Here is a 21,367-nt window from a genome sequence, read left to right on the forward strand (position 1 = left end):
TGTCGTATAAATCGTGGTGGATTTGTGACCTGTGCCAAAGCGCTGTTTTTGTGTGGGAGCTAAAGCCCTTGCTGCAACGCCGGATCATCCGGGTTCTGTTGTTCCAGCTGCGCCAGCAATACCTGCACATTCTGCAACTGCCCGGTTTCTTTCCAATAGTTGACCAGCAACACACGCGCCTTGCGATTGGCGGGGTGGCGCTGAACGATTTCTTCCAGTTGACGCTGGGCGGCGTCCACTTCTTCCTGGGCGTGCAGGGTGGTGGCGAGGTCGAAACGGTAATCCTGATTGTCGGGCTCAAGCTCCACGGCTTTGGACAGGCCAAGCAACGCGTACGGCCGCTCCCCATGGTGCAACAGCCACATGCCCAGAGCGTGTTGCAGGTAGGCCGACTCCGGATGCGCTGCCAACTGCCGCGCCAGCAACTGGCGGGACTCGTCGGTCTTGCCCTGTTTATCAAGCAATTCGATCTGCGCCACCACGGCTTGCAGGTTGTCCGGCTGCAGGCGCATGGCCTGCTCCAATGCATGTTGTGCGTCCGGCAGCAAGGAGCTGTGGATGTACAGGCGCGCCAGCTGAATCCAGCCCTCGGCGGTTTCGGGCTGAGCCTTGAGCTTTTTCACAAACTCATCGAGCACTTGCTGCAAAGGCCCGAAATACAGGCCCAGGGTATCCGGCGACAGGCCGAGCAGGGCGTTGGCGGCGGCAAAGCGAACTTCCTGCTCTGGGTCATCCAGCGCCGGGCCAAGCAGCAAGGTGCGTTGGCCGCTGGGTACCAGGCCGACAATGCTGTGAATCGCCGCTTCGCGAACCAACGGCGACTCATCGGCCAGGTCTTTATCCGCCAGCTTCAACGCCTGAGGGCTTGGGTAATTGGGCAGTTCCGCGTGTAACGCCGCGCGGCGTTCAGGTGACAGGTCCGGGCGACCCAGCTGCTGATACAGCACACGGGCGGCGCCGGGTTCGCCGTTGCGCGCCTGCTTCAATGCCTTGGCGTAACCATGGGCAATCGCCGGCGGCACGGCCACCGGAGTGGAACGGGAGAAAAACCAGGTGACCAACACAAGCAACAACAGGGCGCACAGGCCGAGGATGGAATAACGGCGTGACTTTGACATGCAGGCGTCCAAAAGCTGGGGGCAGCTATCGCAAAGCCTCAAGCTTCGGCCAGACCACGACGAGTGTCAAACCCGTATCAGCCCAGCACGTAATCCACCGGTTCCAGGGCAGGGGGCAGGTCGATCTCGCCCAGGGCTTTGATAATCTCGCGCTCCAGGGTGCGCACTATCGCATTGCAGGGCAGATCGTTTTCATCGAAACCGAACGGGTCTTCCAGATCATCACCGATTTCATCCAAACCAAAGAACGTGTAGCTGACGATGGCGGTGAACACCGGCGTCAACCAGCCCAACGGCTCGGCCATGGCGAACGGCAGCAAAATGCAGAACAGGTAGATGGTGCGGTGCAACAGCAAGGTGTACGGGAAGGGCAGCGGCGTGGTTTTGATCCGCTCGCAGGCGGCCTGTACCAGGCTGAGGCTGACCAGCCGGGTTTCCAGCTGGGTGTAGCGCCATTCACTGATCACGCCCTGTTCGGCCAGCCGCGAAAAGCGCGCGCCCAATTGTTGCAGCACGTGGTCGGGGAGATTGGGATGCGCCGGGTCGACAGCCATCCAAGGCGTGATGACGCGGGCTTGATCTTCACGGCGCAGGTGCGCGACCAGGCCGTGGGCAAACCCGCACAGCCCACGCAGCAGGCTGGCGCGTTCAGGTGAGTCGCCCAGCACCTGGGTTTCGCGAATCAGCGAGCGCACCTCAATGACCATCTGCCCCAGCTGCTTGCGGCCCTCCCACCAACGGTCGTAGCAGGCGTTGTTGCGAAAGCTCATGAAGATCGACAGCGACAACCCCAGCAAGGTAAACGGCGTGGCATTGACCTTGGAGAAGTAGGCCGGGTGCAGAGTCTCCACCAGCACGATCACCGACGCCAGCAACGTGACCATCAGGCTGCGCAAGGCGATGCGCTTGGCAATCGAACCTTTAAGGGAAAACAGGATACCCATGAGGTTGGGTTTGGGACGGACGATCATCGGGACACGGCTTCTTCGGCGGCACAGGCCTGGAGATTAGGAGGTTGCGCCCCGAGCGTCCAATCACTGCGGCTGACCGGCTGATAGGCCGGATCAATGATTAGCCAAACCAGTCAGCCAAGTTGAAGGCTTTGACCATTGCCGCCACCGCGCGCCAGGGCGATTATTTCCACGATTCTCGTCGTGAAAATGTCCTGAAAATAAAAACACACAAGGATTTGGAACCATGCGTGAGTATTTGGCTGCCACCACTGCCTTCGATTACCAGCACACCGTCGACGCCGCCCTGTCCGGCAACCTGCAAGCCTTGAATGCCTGCGTGGAGTGTTGCGACCGCCACGCGCTGCCGGGTCGCATTGCGTTGTTTTGGGAAGGCAAGGACGGGCGCAGTGCCAGCGTGACCTTCACCCAATTGCAGGACCAGGCGGCGCGCTTTGCCAATTTCCTTCTGGCCCAAGGCGTGCAACGCGGCGACAAGGTGGCGGGGCTGCTGCCACGCACGGCAGAGTTATTGGTGGTGGTGTTCGCCACGTGGCGTATCGGCGCGGTGTATCAGCCACTGTTTACCGCCTTCGGGCCCAAGGCCATCGAGCATCGGCTGAACAGCTCCGGCGCCGCAGTGGTGGTCACCGATGCGGTCAACCGCCCCAAGCTGGCAGACGTCGAGGGCTGCCCGACCATCGTCACGGTGGCCGGGGACAAGGGCGAAGGCATCGTGCGCGGCGACTACAGCTTCTGGGCCGAACTGCCGAATTACTCGAATACATGCGAGCCGGTGTTACTGGGCGCAGAAGACCCGTTCCTGCTGATGTTCACCTCGGGCACCACCGGCCCGTCAAAAGCGCTGTCGGTGCCGCTCAAGGCCATCGTCGCGTTCCAGAGCTACACCCGCGACGCGGTGGACTTGCGCCCCGAGGACGCCTTTTGGAATGTCGCCGACCCGGGCTGGGCTTACGGTATCTATTTTGGCGTAACCGGGCCTTTGTCCATGGGCCACCCGATTACGTTCTACGATGGGCCGTTCACCCTGGAAAGCACCTGCCGGGTGATCAATAAATACGGGATTACCAACCTCACCGGTTCGCCCACCGCATACCGCCTGCTGATCGCCGGCGGCGAACAGTTCGCGCGCTCGATCAAGGGCAAGCTGCGTATCGTCAGCAGTGCCGGCGAACCGCTGAACCCGGAAGTGATCCGCTGGTTTGCCGACAACCTGGGCGTGGTCATCCATGACCATTACGGCCAGACCGAACTGGGCATGGTGCTGTGCAACCACCATGGCCTGGCGCACTCCGTGCACGTCGGTTCGGCGGGCTTTGCCTCACCGGGCCACCGCATCGTGGTGCTCAATGATGAGTACCAGGAACTGCCGGCGGGCCAGCCGGGCATCCTCGCCATTGACCGTGAACAGTCGCCGATGTGCTGGTTCGCCGGCTACGACGGGGTAAAGACCAAGGCATTTGTCGGCAAGTATTACCTCAGTGGCGACACCGTGGAGCTGAACCCGGACGGCAGCATCAGCTTCGTCGGGCGCAGTGATGATGTGATCACCACGTCCGGCTACCGCGTAGGGCCATTCGACGTCGAAAGCGCACTGGTCGAACACCCGGCCGTGGTCGAAGCCGCCGTCGTCGGCAAACCCTGCCCGGAGCGCACCGAACTGGTCAAAGCCTTTGTGGTGCTCAACGAACAGTACCGCGCCACGCCGGAGCTGGCCGAGGAGCTGCGTTTGCACGTGCGCAAGCGCCTGGCGGCCCACGCCTACCCACGGGAAATCGAATTTGTCAGCGACTTGCCCAAGACCCCGAGCGGCAAGCTGCAACGCTTTATTTTGCGTAATCAGGAAATTGCGAAGGCACAGGCCATCGCCTGATCCACTTTTAAGGAAACAATGATGCAGATTGAAAACAAGGTATTCCTGGTCAGCGGCGGTGCTTCGGGCCTCGGCGCGGCCACCGCTGAAATGCTGATTGCCGCCGGTGCCAAAGTGATGCTGGTCGACCTGAACGCCGACGCCGTGGCGGCCAAAGCCAGGCAACTGGGCGACAACGCCCGCAGCGCCGTGGCCGATATCAGCCAGGAAGCCGCCGCCGAAGCGGCCGTACACGCCGCCGTTGCAGCCTTTGGCGGCCTGCACGGGCTGGTGAACTGCGCCGGGGTGGTACGTGGCGAGAAGATCCTCGGCAAGAACGGCCCACACGCGTTGGCCAGCTTTGCCCAGGTGATCAACGTCAACCTGATCGGCAGCTTCAACCTGCTGCGCCTGGCGGCGGCGGCCATCGCTGAAACCGAGGCGAATGCCGACGGTGAGCGTGGCGTGATCATCAACACCGCCTCGGTGGCCGCGTTTGACGGGCAGATCGGCCAGGCGGCGTATGCCGCCTCCAAAGGCGCCATCGCCAGCCTGACCTTGCCCGCCGCCCGCGAACTGGCGCGTTTTGGCATTCGCGTGATGACTATTGCTCCGGGCATTTTCGAAACCCCGATGATGGCCGGCATGACCGCCGAAGTGCGCGATTCACTGGCCGCGGGCGTGCCATTTCCGCCGCGTTTGGGCAAACCGTGCGAGTACGCCGCGCTGGTACGCCACATCATCGAAAACAGCATGCTCAACGGCGAGGTGATCCGTCTCGACGGCGCCTTGCGCATGGCCGCCAAGTAAGGAGAACACCGCATGAACGATCCGATTGTCATTGTCAGCGCCGCGCGCACGCCCATGGGCGGTTTCCAGGGCGACCTCAAAGGCCTGACCGCGCCGCAACTGGGCGCTGCCGCGATCCGCGCCGCCGTCGAACGGGCCGGGATTGCCCCGGATGCCGTGGACGAAGTGCTGTTCGGCTGCGTGCTGCCCGCAGGCCTGGGCCAGGCGCCCGCGCGTCAGGCCGCTTTGGGCGCCGGGCTGGACAAGGCCACGCGCTGCACCACCTTGAACAAGATGTGCGGCTCGGGCATGGAAGCGACCATCCTCGCCCACGACTCGCTGCTGGCCGGCAGTGTCGACGTGGTGGTCGCCGGCGGCATGGAAAGCATGTCCAACGCGCCGTACCTGCTCGACCGCGCGCGCAGCGGCTACCGCATGGGCCACGGCAAGGTGCTCGACCATATGTTCCTTGACGGCCTCGAAGACGCCTACGACAAGGGCCGCCTGATGGGCACCTTTGCCGAAGACTGCGCCGAGCACAACGGTTTCACCCGTGAAGCCCAGGACGCCTTCGCCATTGCCTCGCTGACCCGCGCGCAAGAGGCCATCACCCACGGCAGCTTTGCCGCCGAAATCGTTCCGGTGCAGGTCACCGTCGGCAAAGAGCAAAAGACCATCCTGCATGACGAACAGCCGCCCAAGGCCAAGCTCGACAAGATCGCCAGCCTGAAACCGGCGTTCCGCGAGGGCGGCACGGTGACGGCGGCCAACTCCAGCTCGATTTCCGATGGGGCGGCGGCGTTGGTGCTGATGCGTCAGTCCGAGGCGCAACAGCGTGGCCTCAAACCCTTGGCGGTGATCCACGGGCACGCGGCGTTTGCCGATGAGCCCGGGTTGTTCCCGGTGGCACCCGTGGGCGCGATTCGCAAGCTGATGAGCAAGACCGGCTGGAACCTGGGCGACGTTGACCTGTTTGAAATCAACGAAGCCTTCGCGGTGGTCAGCCTGGTGACCATGAGCAAGCTGGAAATCCCCCACAGCAAGGTCAATATTCACGGCGGCGCCTGTGCCCTGGGCCATCCGATTGGTGCTTCCGGCGCGCGTATCCTGGTGACGTTGCTTTCGGCCCTGCGCCAGAAAGGCCTCAAGCGTGGGGTTGCCGCCATCTGCATCGGCGGCGGTGAAGCCACGGCCATGGCCGTCGAATGCCTGTATTAAGGACTCAACATGCTGCCCAATGACGAACAACTGCAAATCAGCGATGCGGCCCGGCAATTTGCCCAGGAACGCCTGAAACCCTTCGCCGCCGAGTGGGACCGCGAGCACCGATTCCCCAAGGAAGCCATCGGCGAAATGGCCGAGCTGGGCTTTTTCGGCATGCTGGTGCCGGAACAGTGGGGCGGTTGCGACACCGGCTACCTGGCCTACGCCATGGCCCTGGAAGAAATCGCTGCCGGCGATGGCGCGTGCTCGACCATCATGAGCGTGCACAACTCGGTGGGGTGCGTGCCGATCCTTAAATTCGGCAACGAACAGCAGAAACACCAGTTCCTCACGCCGCTGGCCAGCGGCGCCATGCTCGGTGCCTTCGCGTTGACCGAGCCCCAGGCCGGCTCTGATGCCAGCAGCCTGAAAACCCGCGCCCGTCTTGAGGGCGACCATTACGTGCTCAATGGCTGCAAACAGTTCATCACCTCCGGGCAGAACGCCGGGATCGTGATTGTGTTTGCGGTCACCGACCCGGCCGCAGGCAAGCGCGGGATCAGCGCGTTCATCGTGCCCACCGACTCGCCGGGCTACACGGTGGCGCGAGTGGAAGACAAACTCGGCCAACATGCGTCCGACACCTGCCAGATCCTCTTCGAAGACGTAAAAGTGCCGCTCGCCAACCGTTTGGGCGAGGAGGGCGAAGGCTACAGGATCGCCCTGGCCAACCTCGAAGGCGGCCGCGTCGGTATCGCCTCACAATCGGTGGGCATGGCCCGCGCCGCCTTCGAAGCCGCCCGTGACTATGCCCGCGAGCGCGAAAGTTTTGGCAAGGCGTTGATCGAACACCAGGCCGTGGCCTTCCGGTTGGCCGACATGGCGACCCAAATCGCGGTGGCCCGGCAAATGGTGCATTACGCCGCGGCTCTGCGTGACAGCGGCAAGCCGGCCTTGGTCGAAGCGTCGATGGCCAAGCTGTTTGCTTCGGAAATGGCCGAGAAAGTCTGCTCGGCCGCCTTGCAAACCCTGGGCGGTTACGGTTACCTGAGCGACTTCCCACTGGAGCGGATCTACCGCGATGTGCGGGTCTGCCAGATTTACGAAGGCACCAGCGATATTCAACGCATGGTCATCTCACGCAACCTTTAAGGAGCCGATAATGAGTTACGAAACCCTTTTGCTTGAAGTCCAGGGCCGCGTCGGGCTGATTACCCTTAATCGCCCGCAAGCCCTGAACGCCTTGAACGCGCAGCTGGTCAGCGAGTTGAACCAGGCGCTGGACGGCCTGGAAGCCGACCCGCAGATCGGCTGCATCGTGCTGACCGGCTCGAAAAAAGCCTTCGCCGCCGGCGCCGACATCAAAGAGATGGCCGAGCTGACCTACCCGCAGATCTACCTTGATGACCTGTTCAGTGACAGCGACCGCGTGGCCAACCGCCGCAAGCCGATCATTGCTGCCGTCAACGGCTTCGCCCTGGGCGGCGGTTGTGAACTGGCCTTGATGTGCGACTTTATCCTGGCCGGTGACGGCGCCAAATTCGGCCAGCCGGAAATCAACCTCGGCGTACTCCCGGGCATGGGCGGCACCCAGCGCCTGACCCGCGCCGTGGGCAAGGCCAAGGCCATGGAAATGTGCCTGACCGGGCGCTTTATCGACGCCGTCGAAGCGGAGCGTTGCGGGATTGTGGCGCGTATCGTGCCGGCCGATGATCTGCTTGAAGAGGCGCTGAAAACCGCGGCCTTGATTGCCGGCAAGTCCGTGCCGATCAGCATGATGGTCAAGGAAAGCGTGAACCGTGCGTTTGAGGTGAGCTTGTCTGAAGGCGTGCGCTTTGAGCGGCGGGTGTTCCATGCCGCGTTTGCCACCCAGGACCAGAAGGAAGGCATGGCGGCGTTTGTGGCCAAGCGCGCGCCTGAGTTCAAGGACCAGTAACCCGAAAACCCTGAAGATGTTCGTTCCCACGCTCTGCGTGGGAATGCCGCCCTTGACGCTCTGCGTCAGCTCTTGAGGCGTGACGCGGAGCGTCACCGGATGCATTCCCACGCAGAGCGTGGGAACGAGCAACTGGCAGTCAGAGCTGGTAGTTCTTCAGCTCCCTGGCAATCACCATCCGCTGAATCTCGCTGGTGCCTTCGTAAATCTGCGTAATCCGCGCATCCCGGTAGTAACGCTCCACCGGGTAATCCTCAAGGTACCCATACCCGCCATGAATCTGCATCGCCGAGGAGCAGACCTTTTCGGCCATCTCCGAGGCGAACAGCTTGGCCTGGGAGGCTTCCGACAGGCACGGCTTGCCGGCGCTGCGCAGGCGTGCGGCGTGCAGGATCAGCAGGCGGGCGGCATTGAGTTGGGTCTGCATGTCGGCCAGCAGGTTGGCAATGCTTTGGTGCTCGATAATCGCCTTGTTGAATTGCACCCGATCACGCGCGTACGCCAGCGCCGCCTCAAACGCCGCACGGGCGATGCCCAACGCTTGCGCGGCGATGCCGATACGCCCGCCTTCAAGGTTGGACAGGGCGATGGCCAAGCCCTTGCCGCGTTCACCCAACAGGTTGGCTTCGGGTACTGTGCATTGGTTGAGCGTGACGGCGCAGGTGTCCGAAGCGCGAATGCCCATCTTGTGTTCGGTACGATCGACCACAAAGCCCGGCGTGTCGGTGGGCACCAGGAAGGCCGAGATACCTTTCTTGCCCAGCTCCGGGTCCGTCACCGCAAACACAATGGCCAACTTGGCGCGCTTGCCGTTGCTGACAAACTGCTTGGCGCCAGTGATTACCCACTGGCCATCGCGCAATTCGGCGCGGGTGCGCAGGTTATGGGCTTCGGAACCGGCCTGGGGCTCGGTGAGGCAGAAACAGCCAATGGCCTGGCCGCTGGCCAGTTCGGCCAGCCAGGTGTGTTTTTGCGCATCGGTGCCGTAGTTGAGGATTGGCCCGCAACCGACTGAATTATGGATACTCATGAGTGCGCCGGTGGCGCCATCACCGGCGGAAATCTCCTCGACGGCCAGGGCATACGCCACGTAGTCAACATAGGTGCCGCCCCATTCTTCAGGCACCACCATGCCCAGCAGGCCGAGTTCGCCCATCTTCGCGACCAGGGCGTCATCGATCCAGCCGGCTTTTTCCCAGGCTTGCGCATGCGGGGCGATTTCGCCACGGGCAAAGTCGCGGGCCATGTCGCGAATCATCACTTGTTCTTCAGTGTATTCAATATCTTGCATGGCTTATTTCTCGCTCTGCGTGAAGTTTCTGAAGAAGCTCTCGACATGGCTGGCGTCCAGTTCATGGACCGTCGCGGGGTTCCAGTGCGGGGTTTTGTCCTTGTCGATAATCAACGCGCGAACCCCTTCGATCAGGTCGCCGCGTTCAAACCACTGGCGATCCAGGTGCAACTCCAACGCGAAGCATTGCTCCAGCGATAAGCGGCGGCCACGGCGCAGCATCTGCAGGGTCACGGCCATCGCCAGCGGCGAGCGGGTCTGCATCAGGCTGGCAGTGGTGAGCGCCCATTCGTGGCTGTCGGCGACAGTGACTTGCTGCAGTTGCTCGACCATGCTCGGCACATCCGGCAACGCGAAGAAGTGGTCGATCGCCGGGCGCAGCGCGGCCAGTGGGGCGTCGGGCAATTGTTGAACCGCAAGCTTGGCCAGTACGCCCTGCAGGTCCTTGAGCGGCGAATCCTGCCATTGCAGGCGGTCGAGCTTCTGGTCGAGTTCGGCGAGTTTGGCGCTGTCGATACACCAGTCGGCCAGCCCGCAATACAGCGCATCGGCGGCGCGAATCTGCACGCCGGTGACGCCAAGGTAAACCCCCAGCTCGCCAGGGATGCGCGAGAGGAAATAGCTGCCGCCCACGTCCGGGAAATAACCGATGGCCACTTCCGGCATCGCCAGGCGGCTGCGCTCGGTCACCACACGCAAGTCGGCGCCTTGCACCAGGCCCATGCCGCCGCCGAGGACAAACCCGTCCATCAGCGCCAGCACGGGTTTGCGGTAATGGTGAATCGCCAGGTCGAGGGCGTATTCCTCGACGAAGAAGTCCTGATGCAGGCTGTCGCCCTGCTTGAAGCTGTCGTAGAGGGAGCGAATATCGCCACCGGCGCAGAACGCCTTTTCACCGGCACCGCGCAGCACCACGGCATACACCTGCGGGTCATCCGCCCAGGTCTGCAACTGCGTGGTCAGACTGCGGACCATGTCCAGGGTGATGGCATTCAAACCGGCGGGGCGGTTAAGGGTGAGGTGGCCGATATGGTTGCGGACTTCAGCCAGTACCTCGTCTTGAAGAATTACGGCCTGGCTTGCTTCGGATGAAACCTGAGCAGTCATCACTAACTCCCTGCTTTTATTGTTCTTTATCAAGATGTTCGCGTACGAACCATCTCGCGATCGTACCAGTGCAAATTTGCCCAGTACAACCCGGAATCATGCAGGTCGTTTTTGCATTTATGCAGCGCTGCGGCTGCCGAGCACTTCGCCGATGCTACGGCGCCGGGCATGGCCTTCCGCCGCGTGGATCAGTTGTTCCAGCTCGGTGGGCTCCACATCAAAGAACTGCTCCATGTCAGCCAGGGCCAGCTTAAGATCGGCTGCCGTGATGGCCGCGTCGGTCAGCGGCGTGGCGTTGCCCAAGACGATGGCAGGCGGCTCGACTGCACCTTTGGGGTAACGCGTACGTGTCAGGTTGTTATAGGCCAGTGCACAGGCCAGCAGCGCGCCCGCACCGAGCATCACTGGGCCTACTTCCTGCCAACCCAGAGCAATCGAGGCCGGATCTGCGAGTACCAGCGTCATCGCCAGGCCACCGGCGGGCGGGTGCAGGCAGCGCAGCCAGCAAATCAAGACCACGCTCATGCCCGCCGCCAGGCAAGCGCTGCCCAATGTGCGGCCAAGTACCCGTGCCACCAGCAAGGCCACAACGGCGGCGCACAAGTAGCTGCCGATAATCGACCAGGGCTGAGCCAGCGCACCGGACGACACGGCAAACAGCAAAACCGCCGATGCACCGAGCGGTCCGAGCAGGTGCAAGGCGACTTCCATACCGAATACCTGGGCACACACCCAGACGCTCAATAGCGTGCCCACGGCCATGCCAATCGCGGCGCGGCTCCATTCGGCGGGGCGGGTATTGATTGCAGCGGGTAACCAGCGAGCGAGCATCGACACGATCCATAAAGCAGCAGGCGAAAAAAAAGGCTCGCCTGGTTGCCCGGATAAGCCCTTTGAACGTTCCAACAGTTGGGGGAACCTGTGCAGTGTGCCGAGCTTGCTGCCCTGGCGCCAATGCATATTAATGAAGGTTAAATGCAAAAATTATGCAGTTAGTTGCCCTCGTTATAGATGATGCGATGCGTCGGTTGCGGCAGTGGCGTGCAGATGCGCCCGAGTACACGACTGTCCGTCTCCTCATTGAACAGCTGTCTTTGCAGGTTCTCCTGCAGTGCAGGGTCGTCGGCCAGCGGCCCCTTCAATGCCACCAAGGCGTCGCGCAACGCCATCAATCGATCCAGCCTCGGCGCAGGGATAAGCAACAGGTCTTCTGGCACGGCATTGCCCTTTTGATCAAGCAGGTCGGTGTGCGTGGAAGGCTGACTGCGCCCGGTAGTAGATAGTTAACGCACATGAAAAAGGAGTCTACATTTGGGTTCCGGGCATCGGAAGGCAAAGTGCGCCAGCGTTTACGCATAGCTGTGTAGGCGCTTTCCGGGCGGTTATAACGAAAAACGCCCACTCTCGAAGGAGTGGGCGCCGTTTCCGTCAGACCGCTGTCAGCGTGATTACGGCGCGCTGACTTTCTCCAGGTGGAGCAACACATACGGGTCTTTGTCGAATTCCCCGGTGAGCGTCGGCGTGATCGAACGCAAGCGCGGATCCTGCAGTTTTTCGAAGTCCTGAGCACTCATCACCAGCCACGCCGGGCCTTGCAGCGGCGCCAGGTCGGCGGCCGACTGGGTAAACAGCGGCACCTTATCGCAGTTGAAGTTGACCATGAACTTGATGGCTTTTGCATCTTTGCCTAATCCGTGCAGAACCACCGGCGCCGGTTGCTGCATGATCTGTTCTTTGACGCCGAGGCTGAAGGTACGGGTGTCGTAGAGTGTGCGTTCCAGCGGTTCGACCACCACAATGTAGGTCGACCACAGCGCCAGCACCGCCGCGAGTGCAGGCCCCAGCGGGCGTAGACGCACCTTGAGCAGTGACAGCAAGGCCACGACTTGAAGCACACCCAGTGCTCCGAAGATCAGCCCGAGGTTGTCCAACTGCGCCGGGTAACGCTTGCGCGCCACCACCAGCCCGATCACCAGCAGCGCCGGCAGCAGCGTCCAGATGCCCAGCATCAAGCCGCGCAGCCAGGCGAACAACCGCCCTTGGCTGACCTGGAACGGATAGGCCGCAATAATCGCCGCCATGGGCAGCATCGGCAGGATGTAACGTGCCTTTTTGGCCTGAGGGACCGACAGGCCGAGCATCACCAGCAAACCCGCCGCGGCGCAATACAGCACCAGTTTCAGTGCCGGGTCGGGTGCCCGGCGACCGCCGATGGCGACTGCCAGCAGCACCAGCAACGCCAGTGGATAGGCCAGCGCGTAGTTGCCCATGGAACTGGTGAAGTAATACAAAACGCCGCTGGAACCTTCGGTGCCGTCCATGCGACCCAGGAACTGCATGCGGATCACGTCCTGCATGAAGTCCTCGCCACCACTGAGCTTGGCCAACAGCAGCAACAGGCCGACACACGCCGCCAGCACGGCAAGGGCGATAAAGCCGAAGGTGAACAGTTGGCGCCATTGGCGGTTGATCAGGTAGTAGCTGCACAGCACGCCGGTGGGGATCACCAGGCCGATTGGCCCACGCACCGCAAAGCCCAGGATCAGCAGCAAGAACAGCCAATGCAAGCGTTTGGCCGCCCCGAAGTGGTCATGGGCATAGCCCAGGTAGAACACCGTCAAGGCAATGGCCGCGAGCATCTGGTCCAGCGACACCGCGCGGGTTTCACTGATAAAGGTGCTGCTGAGCAGCAACATCGCGATGCTGAGCAGGCCCCAACGCGTGGAGTAGGGCGCCGTGAGGCGATACACCAGCACCACGATCAGCGCCGAGGCGATGGACGTGGGCAGCCACGCCGTCAGGCTGCTGACCTCGCCGAACGGCAAGGACAACAGCCAGGTCAGCAGGGTCGAGGTCGCCAGGTAGTCAGCGTAAGGCTGGCCATAGGTGGTGGGGAAAAAACTCGGCCCATGGCGCAGCATTTCCTGGGCAAACACCACAAAGCGCGAGTCAAAGCCGATGATTGCCTGGTGCCAGTTGCCGACAATAAACAGCACCAGCGCCAGGAGCCCAAGCCCCAGCGACTGGTTGCGCAGCGTTGCTGTAAGCAGCGGCGGTTGAGCTTTGTTCACGTCTTTAGGCTTCCTTGGCTGGCGCGACCCAGTTTTGCTGGGGAATCGGCAGCTCGCAGGAGTCGCCACGGCCCATCGGGAAATACTTGAAGCCTTTGCGCGCCAGGCGCTCGCCGTCGTACAGGTTGCGACCGTCGAAGATCACCGGGTTTTTCAGGCGGGCGTGAATCAGTTCGAAGTCCGGCGCCTTGAATTGCTGCCATTCGGTGCAGACGATCAACGCATCGGCGCCGCTCAAGGCCGACTCCGGCGTGCCCAGCAGGGTCAGGCGCGACTCGTCACCGTAGATGCGCTGGGTTTCCTGCATGGCTTCGGGGTCGAACGCACGGACATTGGCGCCGGCCGCCCAGAGGGCTTCCATCAGCACGCGGCTTGGGGCATCGCGCATGTCATCGGTGTTGGGCTTGAAAGCCAGGCCCCACAAGGCGAAGGTTTTGCCTTGCAGCTCGCCCTTGAAGTAAGCGTTGATGCGTTCGAACAGCTTGCTCTTCTGGCGCTGGTTGATCGCTTCAACGGCTTCGAGCAGGTCGCTGGAGCAGTTGGCTTCCCTGGCGCTGTGGATCAGGGCGCGCATGTCTTTAGGGAAACACGAACCGCCGTAGCCGCAGCCTGGGTAGATGAAGTGGTAGCCGATGCGTGAATCGGCGCCGATGCCCAAACGCACGGCTTCGATGTCGGCGCCCAGGTGTTCGGCCAGCTCGGCGATCTGGTTGATGAAGCTGATCTTGGTGGCCAGCATGCAGTTGGCGGCGTACTTGGTCAGTTCGGCGCTGCGCAGGTCCATGAAGATGATGCGGTCATGGTTACGGTTGAACGGCGCGTAGAGGTCGCGCATGACTTCACGCACCTCTTCGCGCTCGCAGCCGATGATGATGCGGTCCGGGCGGCGGCAGTCGGCAACGGCCGAACCTTCCTTGAGAAATTCCGGGTTGGAGACGATATCGAACGCCAGGTGGCGACCGGCAATGTGCAGGTTTTTTTCGATATGGGCGCGCAGGGTGTCGCCAGTGCCGACCGGCACGGTGGATTTTTCCACCAGGATCACCGGCTCCACGCGATGGCGGGACACGGCATCGCCCACAGACAGCACGTATTTGAGGTCGGCCGAACCGTCTTCGTCCGATGGTGTGCCCACGGCAATAAACAGGACTTCACCGTGTTCTACAGCGAGTTTTTCGTCAAAGGTAAAGTGCAGGCGCCCGCTTTCCAGATTTTCCTTGACCATGGCCGCCAGGCCCGGCTCGAAGATGGTCACGTGGCCTTTTTGCAGCGACTCGACTTTGCTTTTGTCCACGTCCATGCAGATCACATCGTGACCGACTTCGGCCAATACGGTGGCCTGTACCAGACCGACGTAACCGCTACCAAATACACTGATTTTCATGGGGCATTCCTGGGGCTTGCAACGCTAGCACGACGAGAGTTAATAACCAGAACACCGAGAATGACCAAGGCCACTCCCAGGGTTTTTGAAAGCGAAAAATGTTCGTTGAACACCGGCAGGCTGGCGGCCAGCAGGTACACCAGCGCGTAGCTGATGCTTAGCAGCGAATAGGCGCGGCCCAGGGGCAGGTGTTTGAGCGCGCCAAGCCAGCACAGCATCGACAGCGCATAGGCGATAATCGCCAGGATCACCACGCCCAGGGCGCCCGGATCAATGGCGTTGCTGTTGAACGCATTCAACCATTCGGTCGGCAATGGCAGGCGCGTCATGCTCCAGCGCATGCCCAACTGGGCCGCGCTGACCAGGCCGACACTGCCCAAAGCCAGGGCAAACCCTTGCGCGCGGCTCATACGTGACGCCCCAGCAGCACTACGCCACCGATCACCAGGGCGACACCCAGCCAGTGACGGCCATCGATGTGTTCATGGAATACAAACCGCGCCATCAGCGTGACCAGCACAAAATTGAGGCTGAGCATGGGGTAGGCGATGCCCACTTCCAGGCGCTGCAACACCAGCAGCCATACCAGCAGGCCAAGGCCCAGGCACACCAGCGCCGACCACAGCCACGGCGAGCGCAATTTGGGTGCCCAACCGTCGGGCTGGTCACGCCAGCTTTCCACCGCAAACTTTTGCGAAACCTGGCCCATGCAGGTGAGCAGACAGGCGCCCAACAGGAGAAGCAAAGTGATCATTGCGCAGCCTGTGGGAAAATCAGGATGACGATATTGCCTTGCTCGTAGCGCTTGCCGTCTTGGGGCAGCAGGTTCACTTCGGCTACTTCATCGTCGCCCTTGACCCGCATGACCACGCCAACCGAGCCTTTTTTACGCGCTTCGCTCATCCATTGCTGGACGTCGGCGGTGCCGACCTTGCGATAGGCGGTGTCCGGATAGGCAATGCCGTATTTCACCTCGCCGATCGTGTTGTACAGCGCAACGTCCGGGCGACCCAGGCGCCATGACAACGCCGATGCAGCGCCAAGGTCATTGCTGAGCAGGGCGGTAGTCGGTTGCAGTTCGGGCAAGTGGTCGATGATGAATTGGTCCGGGGTTTTGTTATAAACCACCGAATGGGGCAGGGCGGCCGGCACCAGGGCCACCAGCAACCAGCTGCCGATGACCGGCGCAGCCCACAGTTTCAATGGGCGCGCCGCTTGCAGCAGGTTGAACAGGATCCAGCCGAACAGGAAGGTAAACACCAGCACCAGGCTGAAGGTTTCCTGGCCCGGCTCGTAGACCGGCTTCTTTAATTGGAACCAACTGATCGCCAGCAGCGCCACGATCCCAATAGCCAGGTTCAACCAGCCGTTGATGCGCAAGGCGCGGCCATGGCCCTTGGTCAGCTTGTCGCTGAGAGTGGAGCCCATCAGCAAGGCCAATGGCAGCAGGCACGGCATGATGTAGGACGGCAGCTTGCCTTTGGCCAGGCTGAAGAACGCCAGGGGCATCAACAGCCACAGCAGCAGGAACGCAGTCTTGGGCAGGCGCTTTTCCAGCCAGGCCTGTTTGACCGTGGACGGCAGCAGGGCGATCCATGGCAACGAGAACGCGACCATCAGCGGCAGGTAGAACCAGAACGGCTCGGCATGCTGGGCGTCATCGCCGGCAAAGCGCTGGATATGCTCGTGCCAGAAGAAGAAGTTCCAGTAGTCCGGCTCTTGCAGGTGCACGGCGAGTGCCCAGGGCAGACTGACGACAATGGCGACGACCACGGCCACCACGCCATAGCCCAGCAACTCACGAAAGCGTTTCTGCCAGATCGCGTAGGGCAGGGCGATCAACACCGGCAGCAGCCAGGCCAGGAAGCCTTTGGTCATAAAGCCCATGCCGCAGGCAAAACCCAGCAAGGCCCAGGCCCCCAAGCGGCCGTTGCGTGTGGTGCTGTCGAAACAAAACCACAAGGCCACGCCCGTCAGGTTGACCCAGAAAGTGAATTGCGGGTCCAGGTTGGCGTAACCGCCGAGCAAGGCCACGCTGACAAAGCTCATGTACAGCACGCTGCTGACCAGGCTTTTTTGCGGGTCGTTCCACAACCGGCGCGAGACCAGATAGACCAGCAGGATGCTCAGCCCGGTGCTCAAGGCCGACGCAAAGCGCACGCCGAACAGGTTCTGCCCGAAGATCGCCTGGCCCAGCGCGATCATCCAGTAGCCCGCAGCGGGTTTCTCGAAGTAGCGGATGCCCATGAAGTGTGGCGAGGCCCACTTGCCGGTCAGCAGCATTTCCTGGCTGATCTGCGCATAGCGGGTTTCATCCGGGATCCACAGGCCATGACTGGCCAGGGGCAACAGGTAAAACACGCCAAACGCCAACAGGAGCAGGGGCAATGCCCAGCGCCGGATCATGCCTTTTGCACTCCGAGCCAACCCTCACGGCCGCTGAGCGCGCCGCGCACCAGCTGTTGCTGGGGCAGGGTGGAGACATCCGCGGGCAACAAGTCGCCCAAGGGTTTGAAGTCGATGCCGCGCTGCCCGGCCTGGGCGAGCAGTTGGCGAAAATCTTCAGCCATCAGAATCCCTTCTACTTCTGCGTGGATCGTATAAACGTTGAGCTTCGACTCGGCGAACCGGTCAAGAATGAAGCCGTTGAAATCTTTGGCAGCCACTACCGGCCCGACGACTTCGTCGAAGGTCGGCAGGTCTACCGGAATTTGTGGGGTGCCCGCGCTGCCATCGTCCAGGGTCGGACGAAACAGGCTGGTGCCCCGGCAATCGCTGTTATAGCGAAAGTTGAAAGCTTGTTTGGCTTGCACCACGCGCTCATCGGCACGCCAGCCGGCGGCGGCTGAACAGTCGATGCGCTCACCCAGGATGTCGCTCAGGGTGTCCACACCTCGACGGATCTGCTCGACCAGCTGTGCGTCGCTCCAGCGCCCGGTATTGGCTTGCCAACCGTGATGGTCCCATGCGTGCAGGCCGACTTCATGGCCGGCAGCCTTGGCCTGGCGCATCAAGTGCCCCAGGTCACGGCCGATCGGCTTGCCTGGCCAGGCGGTGCCGGCCAGGAGAATATCCAGGCCATACAAACCGACGGCATTGGAACGCAGCATCTTCCACAGAAACTGCGGGCGGATCAGGCGCCACAAGTGGCGCCCCATATTGTCCGGCCCGACACTGAAGAAGAACGTCGCTTTAACCCCGGCTTCATCCAGGGATTCAAGCAACCGCGGCACACCTTCACGGGTGCCACGGTAGGTGTCGACGTCGATTCGCAAGCCTGCCTGCATTACTTCTTGTCCGCGATTTCGAGCATGGCTTCTTTCAAGAAGAAGTCCAACGTGTTGCCGATGGTTTCGCTCATCTCAACGGTCGGCTCCCAGTTCAGCAGGCGCTTGGCGTTTTCGATGCTTGGCTTGCGGTGTGCCACGTCCTGGTAACCGGTGCCGTAGAACGCCTTGCTTTCTACGTCACGGAAACCGGCGAACGGAGGGAAGTTGCTGCGCAGCGGGTGAGCTTCGAACTGACGCAGCAGTTCTTCGCCCAACTGACGGATGCTGGCTTCGTTTTCCGGGTTGCCGATGTTGATGATCTGGCCGTTGCAGACATCGTTGTCGTTATCAATGATGCGGGCCAGGGCTTCGATGCCGTCGGCGATGTCGGTGAAGCAACGCTTCTGCTCACCACCGTCGAACAGGCGGATTGGCGTACCTTCCACCAGGTTGAGGATCAACTGGGTGATGGCACGGGAGCTGCCGATACGTGCCGAGTCCAGACGGTCGAGGCGTGGGCCCATCCAGTTGAACGGACGGAACAGGGTGAAGTTCAGGCCTTTGTCGCCGTAAGCCCAGATCACGCGGTCCAGCAGTTGCTTGGAAACCGAGTAGATCCAGCGCTGCTTGTTGACCGGGCCGACCACCAGGTTGGAGGTGTCTTCGTCGAAGTACTGGTCCTGGCACATGCCATAGACTTCGGAGGTCGACGGGAAAATCACGCGCTTGTTGTACTTGACGCAGTAGCGAACCAGTTTCAGGTTTTCTTCGAAGTCGAGTTCGAACACGCGCAGCGGGTTACGGGTGTATTCGATCGGCGTGGCGATGGCCACCAGCGGCAGGACCACGTCGCATTTCTTGATGTGGTACTCGATCCACTCGGAGTGGATGCTGATGTCGCCTTCCACGTAGTGGAAGTTCGGGTGGCTGCGCAGGCGCTCGATGGCGTCGGAGCCGATGTCCAGGCCGTAGATTTCGTAACGGTCGTCACGCAGCAGGCGCTCGGACAGGTGGTTACCGATAAAGCCGTTAACACCCAGGATCAGTACACGGGTGCGACGTGGCTTGCGGCCGGACTCGGCGCCGCGCAGTACGGAACCGTCGACCAGGCCCAGTTCGTCAGCCAGGGAAGGACCGGCCAGGTAAAGGCCGTTTTCGTTGCGCTGGCCGAACTTGACCACCAGGGAATCTTCACCGCAGGCGATGCGCAGCGGGTTGACGCTGATCACACGGCCTGGGGCCAGGCCTTCGTTGCCCTTGACTACTTCAGCCTGCCAAACGATGAGTTTGTGCTCGCCGACAGCGCAGAATGCGCCTGGGTACGGTTGGGTCACCGCGCGAACCAGGTTGAACAGTTCTTCAGCCGGCTTTTTCCAGTCCAGCTTGCCATCAGCCGCGGTGCGGCGGCCGAAGTAGGTGGCCTGGCTTTCGTTTTGGGCGGTTTCGGCCAATTTGCCTTGGGCCAGCTGTGGCAGTGCATCGCGCAGCAGGTTGGTGGCCGCCTCACGCAGTTTGGCGTGCAGGGTCAGGCCGGTGTCGGTGCGGTCGATGATGACTTTTTGCTGGGCCAGGATCGCGCCGGCGTCGGCACGCTTGACCATGCGGTGCAGGGTCACGCCGGTTTCGGTTTCACCGTTGACCAGCACCCAGTTGGCCGGAGCGCGGCCACGGTACTTAGGCAGCAAGGAACCGTGCAGGTTGAACGCGCCTTTTTTGGCGGTGGCCAGCAGGGCTTCGCTCAGCAGGTTGCGATAGTAGAACGAGAAGATGAAATCCGGGTTCAGCTTGGCAATACGCTCGATCCACAGCGGGTGGTTGGCGTCTTCCGGTGCGTGCACCGGGATGCCGTTACGGGCGCAGAGTTGGGCGACGGAGCCGTAGAAGTTGTTTTCCTTGGGGTCGTCGGCATGGGTGAACACGGCAGCAATGTCGTAGCCGGCGGTCAGCAGGGCTTCAATACCTGCACAGCCAATATCGTGATAAGCGAAGACAACAGCTTTTGAATTCATGACGAAACCTGATCGGAAGGAGAAGTAGGAGAGTGGGAAGTTGCCAGGCCGTCGACGACGACGACCGGAGCCGGTTCTGCGGGTTGGTTACGCAGCACCTTTTCAATAAAGAACCGTGGACGGGCACGCACGTCACTGTACATGCGCCCCAGGTATTCGCCCAAGAGGCCCATGCCGATGAATTGGCCGCCGGTGAACACAAACAGCACCGCGAACAGCACGAACATGCCTGAACCGGCCCATTCGGCGCCGAACACCAAACGCAGGAACACCAGCGCAAAGGCAAACAGCATGCCCAGTGCCGCGAGGCTGAAGCCAACGATGCTCAGCAGGCGCAGCGGGGTGGTGGTCATGCAGGTGAGCAGGTCGAACATCAGGCTGATCAGGCGCATGGCGCTGTACTTGGACTCGCCATGCTCACGCTCGGCGTGGTGCACCAGGATCTCGGTGGTGTGGCGGGCAAAGCCGTTGGCCAGGATCGGGATGAAGGTGCTGCGCTCGCGGCAGGCCAGCATCGCGTCGACGATGGTGCGACGGTAAGCGCGCAGCATGCAGCCGTAGTCGGTCATGGCCACGCCGGTGGAGCGTTGCACGGCCAGGTTGATCAGGCGCGAAGGCCAGCGGCGGAAGGCCGAATCCTGGCGGTTGTTACGCACGGTGGCGACGACGTCGTAGCCCAGGGCGGCTTGCTCGACCAGGCGCGGGATTTCTTCGGGTGGGTTCTGCAGGTCGGCGTCGAGGGTGATGATCACCTCGCCACGGCACTGCTCGAAGCCGGCCATGATCGCCGCGTGCTGGCCATAGTTGCGGTTGAGGATCACCGCCACTACGTTGCTGCCGTCTTCTGCGGCAGCGTCTTCCAGCAATTGGGCGGAATTGTCGCGACTACCGTCATCCACCAGGATGATTTCGTATTCGTAAGCCAGTTGCTTGCAAGCTGCGGTGGTGCGACGCAGCAATTCAGGCAGGCTCTCTTGTTCGTTGTAGACCGGGATAACGATCGACACGCAATGAATAGGGTAGGGTTTCAAAGATTCATGACCTCGGGGCTAGAACAATTGGAGCGTGAAAACAGCAGTAATCCATCGTTAAACAACGCCGAAAGATTAAACAACGTAGCGTGGGTATGCGGCATTCATTCGACTTTCCTGAGGACGGGCAACGGTTTCTTCCATGGGCTAGCAGATTAAAGACGAAAACTACTAAAGGTAAAGCGTAATCAACAGGTTAGTCGGGGAAGACGCGGTTCGTTCTCAAGTCCTGGGGCCAAGATTAAGCGGAAAATTGTTGAACGAATATGAAAGGCGGATGAAAAACTCGTTTATTTGACAGGTAGACAGGTAGGGTTCAGCTAAACCGCTGAGGCG

At 61.5% G+C, this 21,367-nt stretch carries 19 protein-coding genes; 5 read left to right on the plus strand and 14 right to left on the minus strand.

The window, feature by feature from the left end; translation table 11 throughout:
* Positions 1-59: 59 nt before the first annotated feature.
* Both BFP92_RS14460 and BFP92_RS14465 read right to left on the minus strand, forming a co-directional pair.
* Entirely contained in the window at positions 60-1,118 is a 1,059-nt protein-coding gene (locus BFP92_RS14460; protein ID WP_065930008.1) for a HEAT repeat domain-containing protein, read from the minus strand.
* A gap of 77 nt (positions 1,119-1,195) precedes the next feature.
* The gene (locus BFP92_RS14465) at positions 1,196-2,089 is read right to left on the minus strand and encodes a bestrophin family protein (protein WP_065930009.1); all 894 of its coding nucleotides are present in this window, start codon (positions 2,087-2,089) and stop codon (positions 1,196-1,198) included.
* Between the two features lie 226 nt (positions 2,090-2,315).
* Between BFP92_RS14465 and BFP92_RS14470 the strand changes: the two genes are divergently transcribed.
* Genes BFP92_RS14470 through BFP92_RS14490 form a run of 5 tightly spaced genes read left to right on the plus strand, consistent with a single transcriptional unit; the run spans position 2,316 to position 7,869 of the window.
* Positions 2,316-3,962, plus strand: coding sequence for an AMP-binding protein (locus tag BFP92_RS14470; RefSeq protein WP_065930010.1), 1,647 nt, complete (start codon positions 2,316-2,318; stop codon positions 3,960-3,962).
* A gap of 21 nt (positions 3,963-3,983) precedes the next feature.
* Positions 3,984-4,751, plus strand: a complete 768-nt coding sequence (locus BFP92_RS14475) for an SDR family NAD(P)-dependent oxidoreductase (protein ID WP_065930011.1) — start codon at positions 3,984-3,986, stop codon at positions 4,749-4,751.
* 12 nt (positions 4,752-4,763) lie between these two features.
* Positions 4,764-5,948: an acetyl-CoA C-acyltransferase gene (locus BFP92_RS14480; protein ID WP_065930012.1), complete on the plus strand. Its 1,185-nt coding sequence runs from the start codon at positions 4,764-4,766 to the stop codon at positions 5,946-5,948.
* A gap of 9 nt (positions 5,949-5,957) precedes the next feature.
* Positions 5,958-7,085 carry an acyl-CoA dehydrogenase gene (locus BFP92_RS14485; RefSeq protein ID WP_065930013.1) on the plus strand — a complete coding sequence of 376 codons (1,128 nt, stop codon included), beginning with the start codon at positions 5,958-5,960 and terminating at the stop codon, positions 7,083-7,085.
* Positions 7,086-7,095: 10 nt separating this feature from the next.
* Complete coding sequence (locus BFP92_RS14490) at positions 7,096-7,869, plus strand: enoyl-CoA hydratase (RefSeq protein WP_065930014.1); 774 nt, start codon at positions 7,096-7,098, stop codon at positions 7,867-7,869.
* 139 nt (positions 7,870-8,008) lie between these two features.
* Here BFP92_RS14490 and BFP92_RS14495 read toward each other — a convergent pair whose 3' ends face one another.
* The 12 genes from BFP92_RS14495 to arnC form a co-directional block, all read right to left on the minus strand.
* Entirely contained in the window at positions 8,009-9,160 is a 1,152-nt protein-coding gene (locus BFP92_RS14495) for an acyl-CoA dehydrogenase family protein (protein ID WP_056860008.1), read from the minus strand.
* A 3-nt stretch (positions 9,161-9,163) separates the two neighbouring features.
* The gene (locus tag BFP92_RS14500; protein WP_065930015.1) at positions 9,164-10,267 is read right to left on the minus strand and encodes an enoyl-CoA hydratase/isomerase family protein; all 1,104 of its coding nucleotides are present in this window, start codon (positions 10,265-10,267) and stop codon (positions 9,164-9,166) included.
* A 117-nt stretch (positions 10,268-10,384) separates the two neighbouring features.
* Positions 10,385-11,098 (minus strand): HPP family protein, encoded by a 714-nt coding sequence (locus BFP92_RS14505; protein WP_065930016.1) that lies wholly within the window; start codon positions 11,096-11,098, stop codon positions 10,385-10,387.
* A 161-nt stretch (positions 11,099-11,259) separates the two neighbouring features.
* Positions 11,260-11,436: a hypothetical protein gene (locus tag BFP92_RS31245; protein ID WP_122527087.1), complete on the minus strand. Its 177-nt coding sequence runs from the start codon at positions 11,434-11,436 to the stop codon at positions 11,260-11,262.
* A 279-nt stretch (positions 11,437-11,715) separates the two neighbouring features.
* Positions 11,716-13,338 (minus strand): ArnT family glycosyltransferase, encoded by a 1,623-nt coding sequence (locus BFP92_RS14510; RefSeq protein ID WP_065930017.1) that lies wholly within the window; start codon positions 13,336-13,338, stop codon positions 11,716-11,718.
* A 4-nt stretch (positions 13,339-13,342) separates the two neighbouring features.
* A complete protein-coding gene (locus BFP92_RS14515; RefSeq protein WP_065930018.1) occupies positions 13,343-14,722 on the minus strand; it encodes a UDP-glucose dehydrogenase family protein in 1,380 nt (459 codons plus the stop codon).
* Positions 14,719-15,132, minus strand: coding sequence for a 4-amino-4-deoxy-L-arabinose-phosphoundecaprenol flippase subunit ArnF (gene arnF / locus BFP92_RS14520; RefSeq protein ID WP_065930019.1), 414 nt, complete (start codon positions 15,130-15,132; stop codon positions 14,719-14,721). Before arnF ends, BFP92_RS14515 begins: the two co-directional genes overlap by 4 nt.
* A complete protein-coding gene (gene arnE, locus BFP92_RS14525; protein ID WP_056860014.1) occupies positions 15,129-15,476 on the minus strand; it encodes a 4-amino-4-deoxy-L-arabinose-phosphoundecaprenol flippase subunit ArnE in 348 nt (115 codons plus the stop codon). Before arnE ends, arnF begins: the two co-directional genes overlap by 4 nt.
* On the minus strand, positions 15,473-17,128 hold the full coding sequence (arnT, locus tag BFP92_RS14530) for a lipid IV(A) 4-amino-4-deoxy-L-arabinosyltransferase (RefSeq protein ID WP_065930020.1): 1,656 nt from the start codon (positions 17,126-17,128) through the stop codon (positions 15,473-15,475). The genes arnE and arnT overlap by 4 nt, the downstream gene beginning before the upstream one ends.
* Positions 17,125-18,009: a 4-deoxy-4-formamido-L-arabinose-phosphoundecaprenol deformylase gene (gene arnD, locus BFP92_RS14535; RefSeq protein ID WP_065930021.1), complete on the minus strand. Its 885-nt coding sequence runs from the start codon at positions 18,007-18,009 to the stop codon at positions 17,125-17,127. Before arnD ends, arnT begins: the two co-directional genes overlap by 4 nt.
* The gene (gene arnA, locus BFP92_RS14540; RefSeq protein WP_065930022.1) at positions 18,009-20,000 is read right to left on the minus strand and encodes a bifunctional UDP-4-amino-4-deoxy-L-arabinose formyltransferase/UDP-glucuronic acid oxidase ArnA; all 1,992 of its coding nucleotides are present in this window, start codon (positions 19,998-20,000) and stop codon (positions 18,009-18,011) included. Before arnA ends, arnD begins: the two co-directional genes overlap by 1 nt.
* Entirely contained in the window at positions 19,997-21,031 is a 1,035-nt protein-coding gene (gene arnC / locus BFP92_RS14545) for an undecaprenyl-phosphate 4-deoxy-4-formamido-L-arabinose transferase (RefSeq protein WP_056860018.1), read from the minus strand. The genes arnA and arnC overlap by 4 nt, the downstream gene beginning before the upstream one ends.
* Positions 21,032-21,367: the final 336 nt, after the last annotated feature.

The organism is Pseudomonas sp. 58 R 3 (assembly GCF_900006605.1).
In the GTDB taxonomy this organism is placed as follows: domain Bacteria; phylum Pseudomonadota; class Gammaproteobacteria; order Pseudomonadales; family Pseudomonadaceae; genus Aquipseudomonas; species Aquipseudomonas salomonii.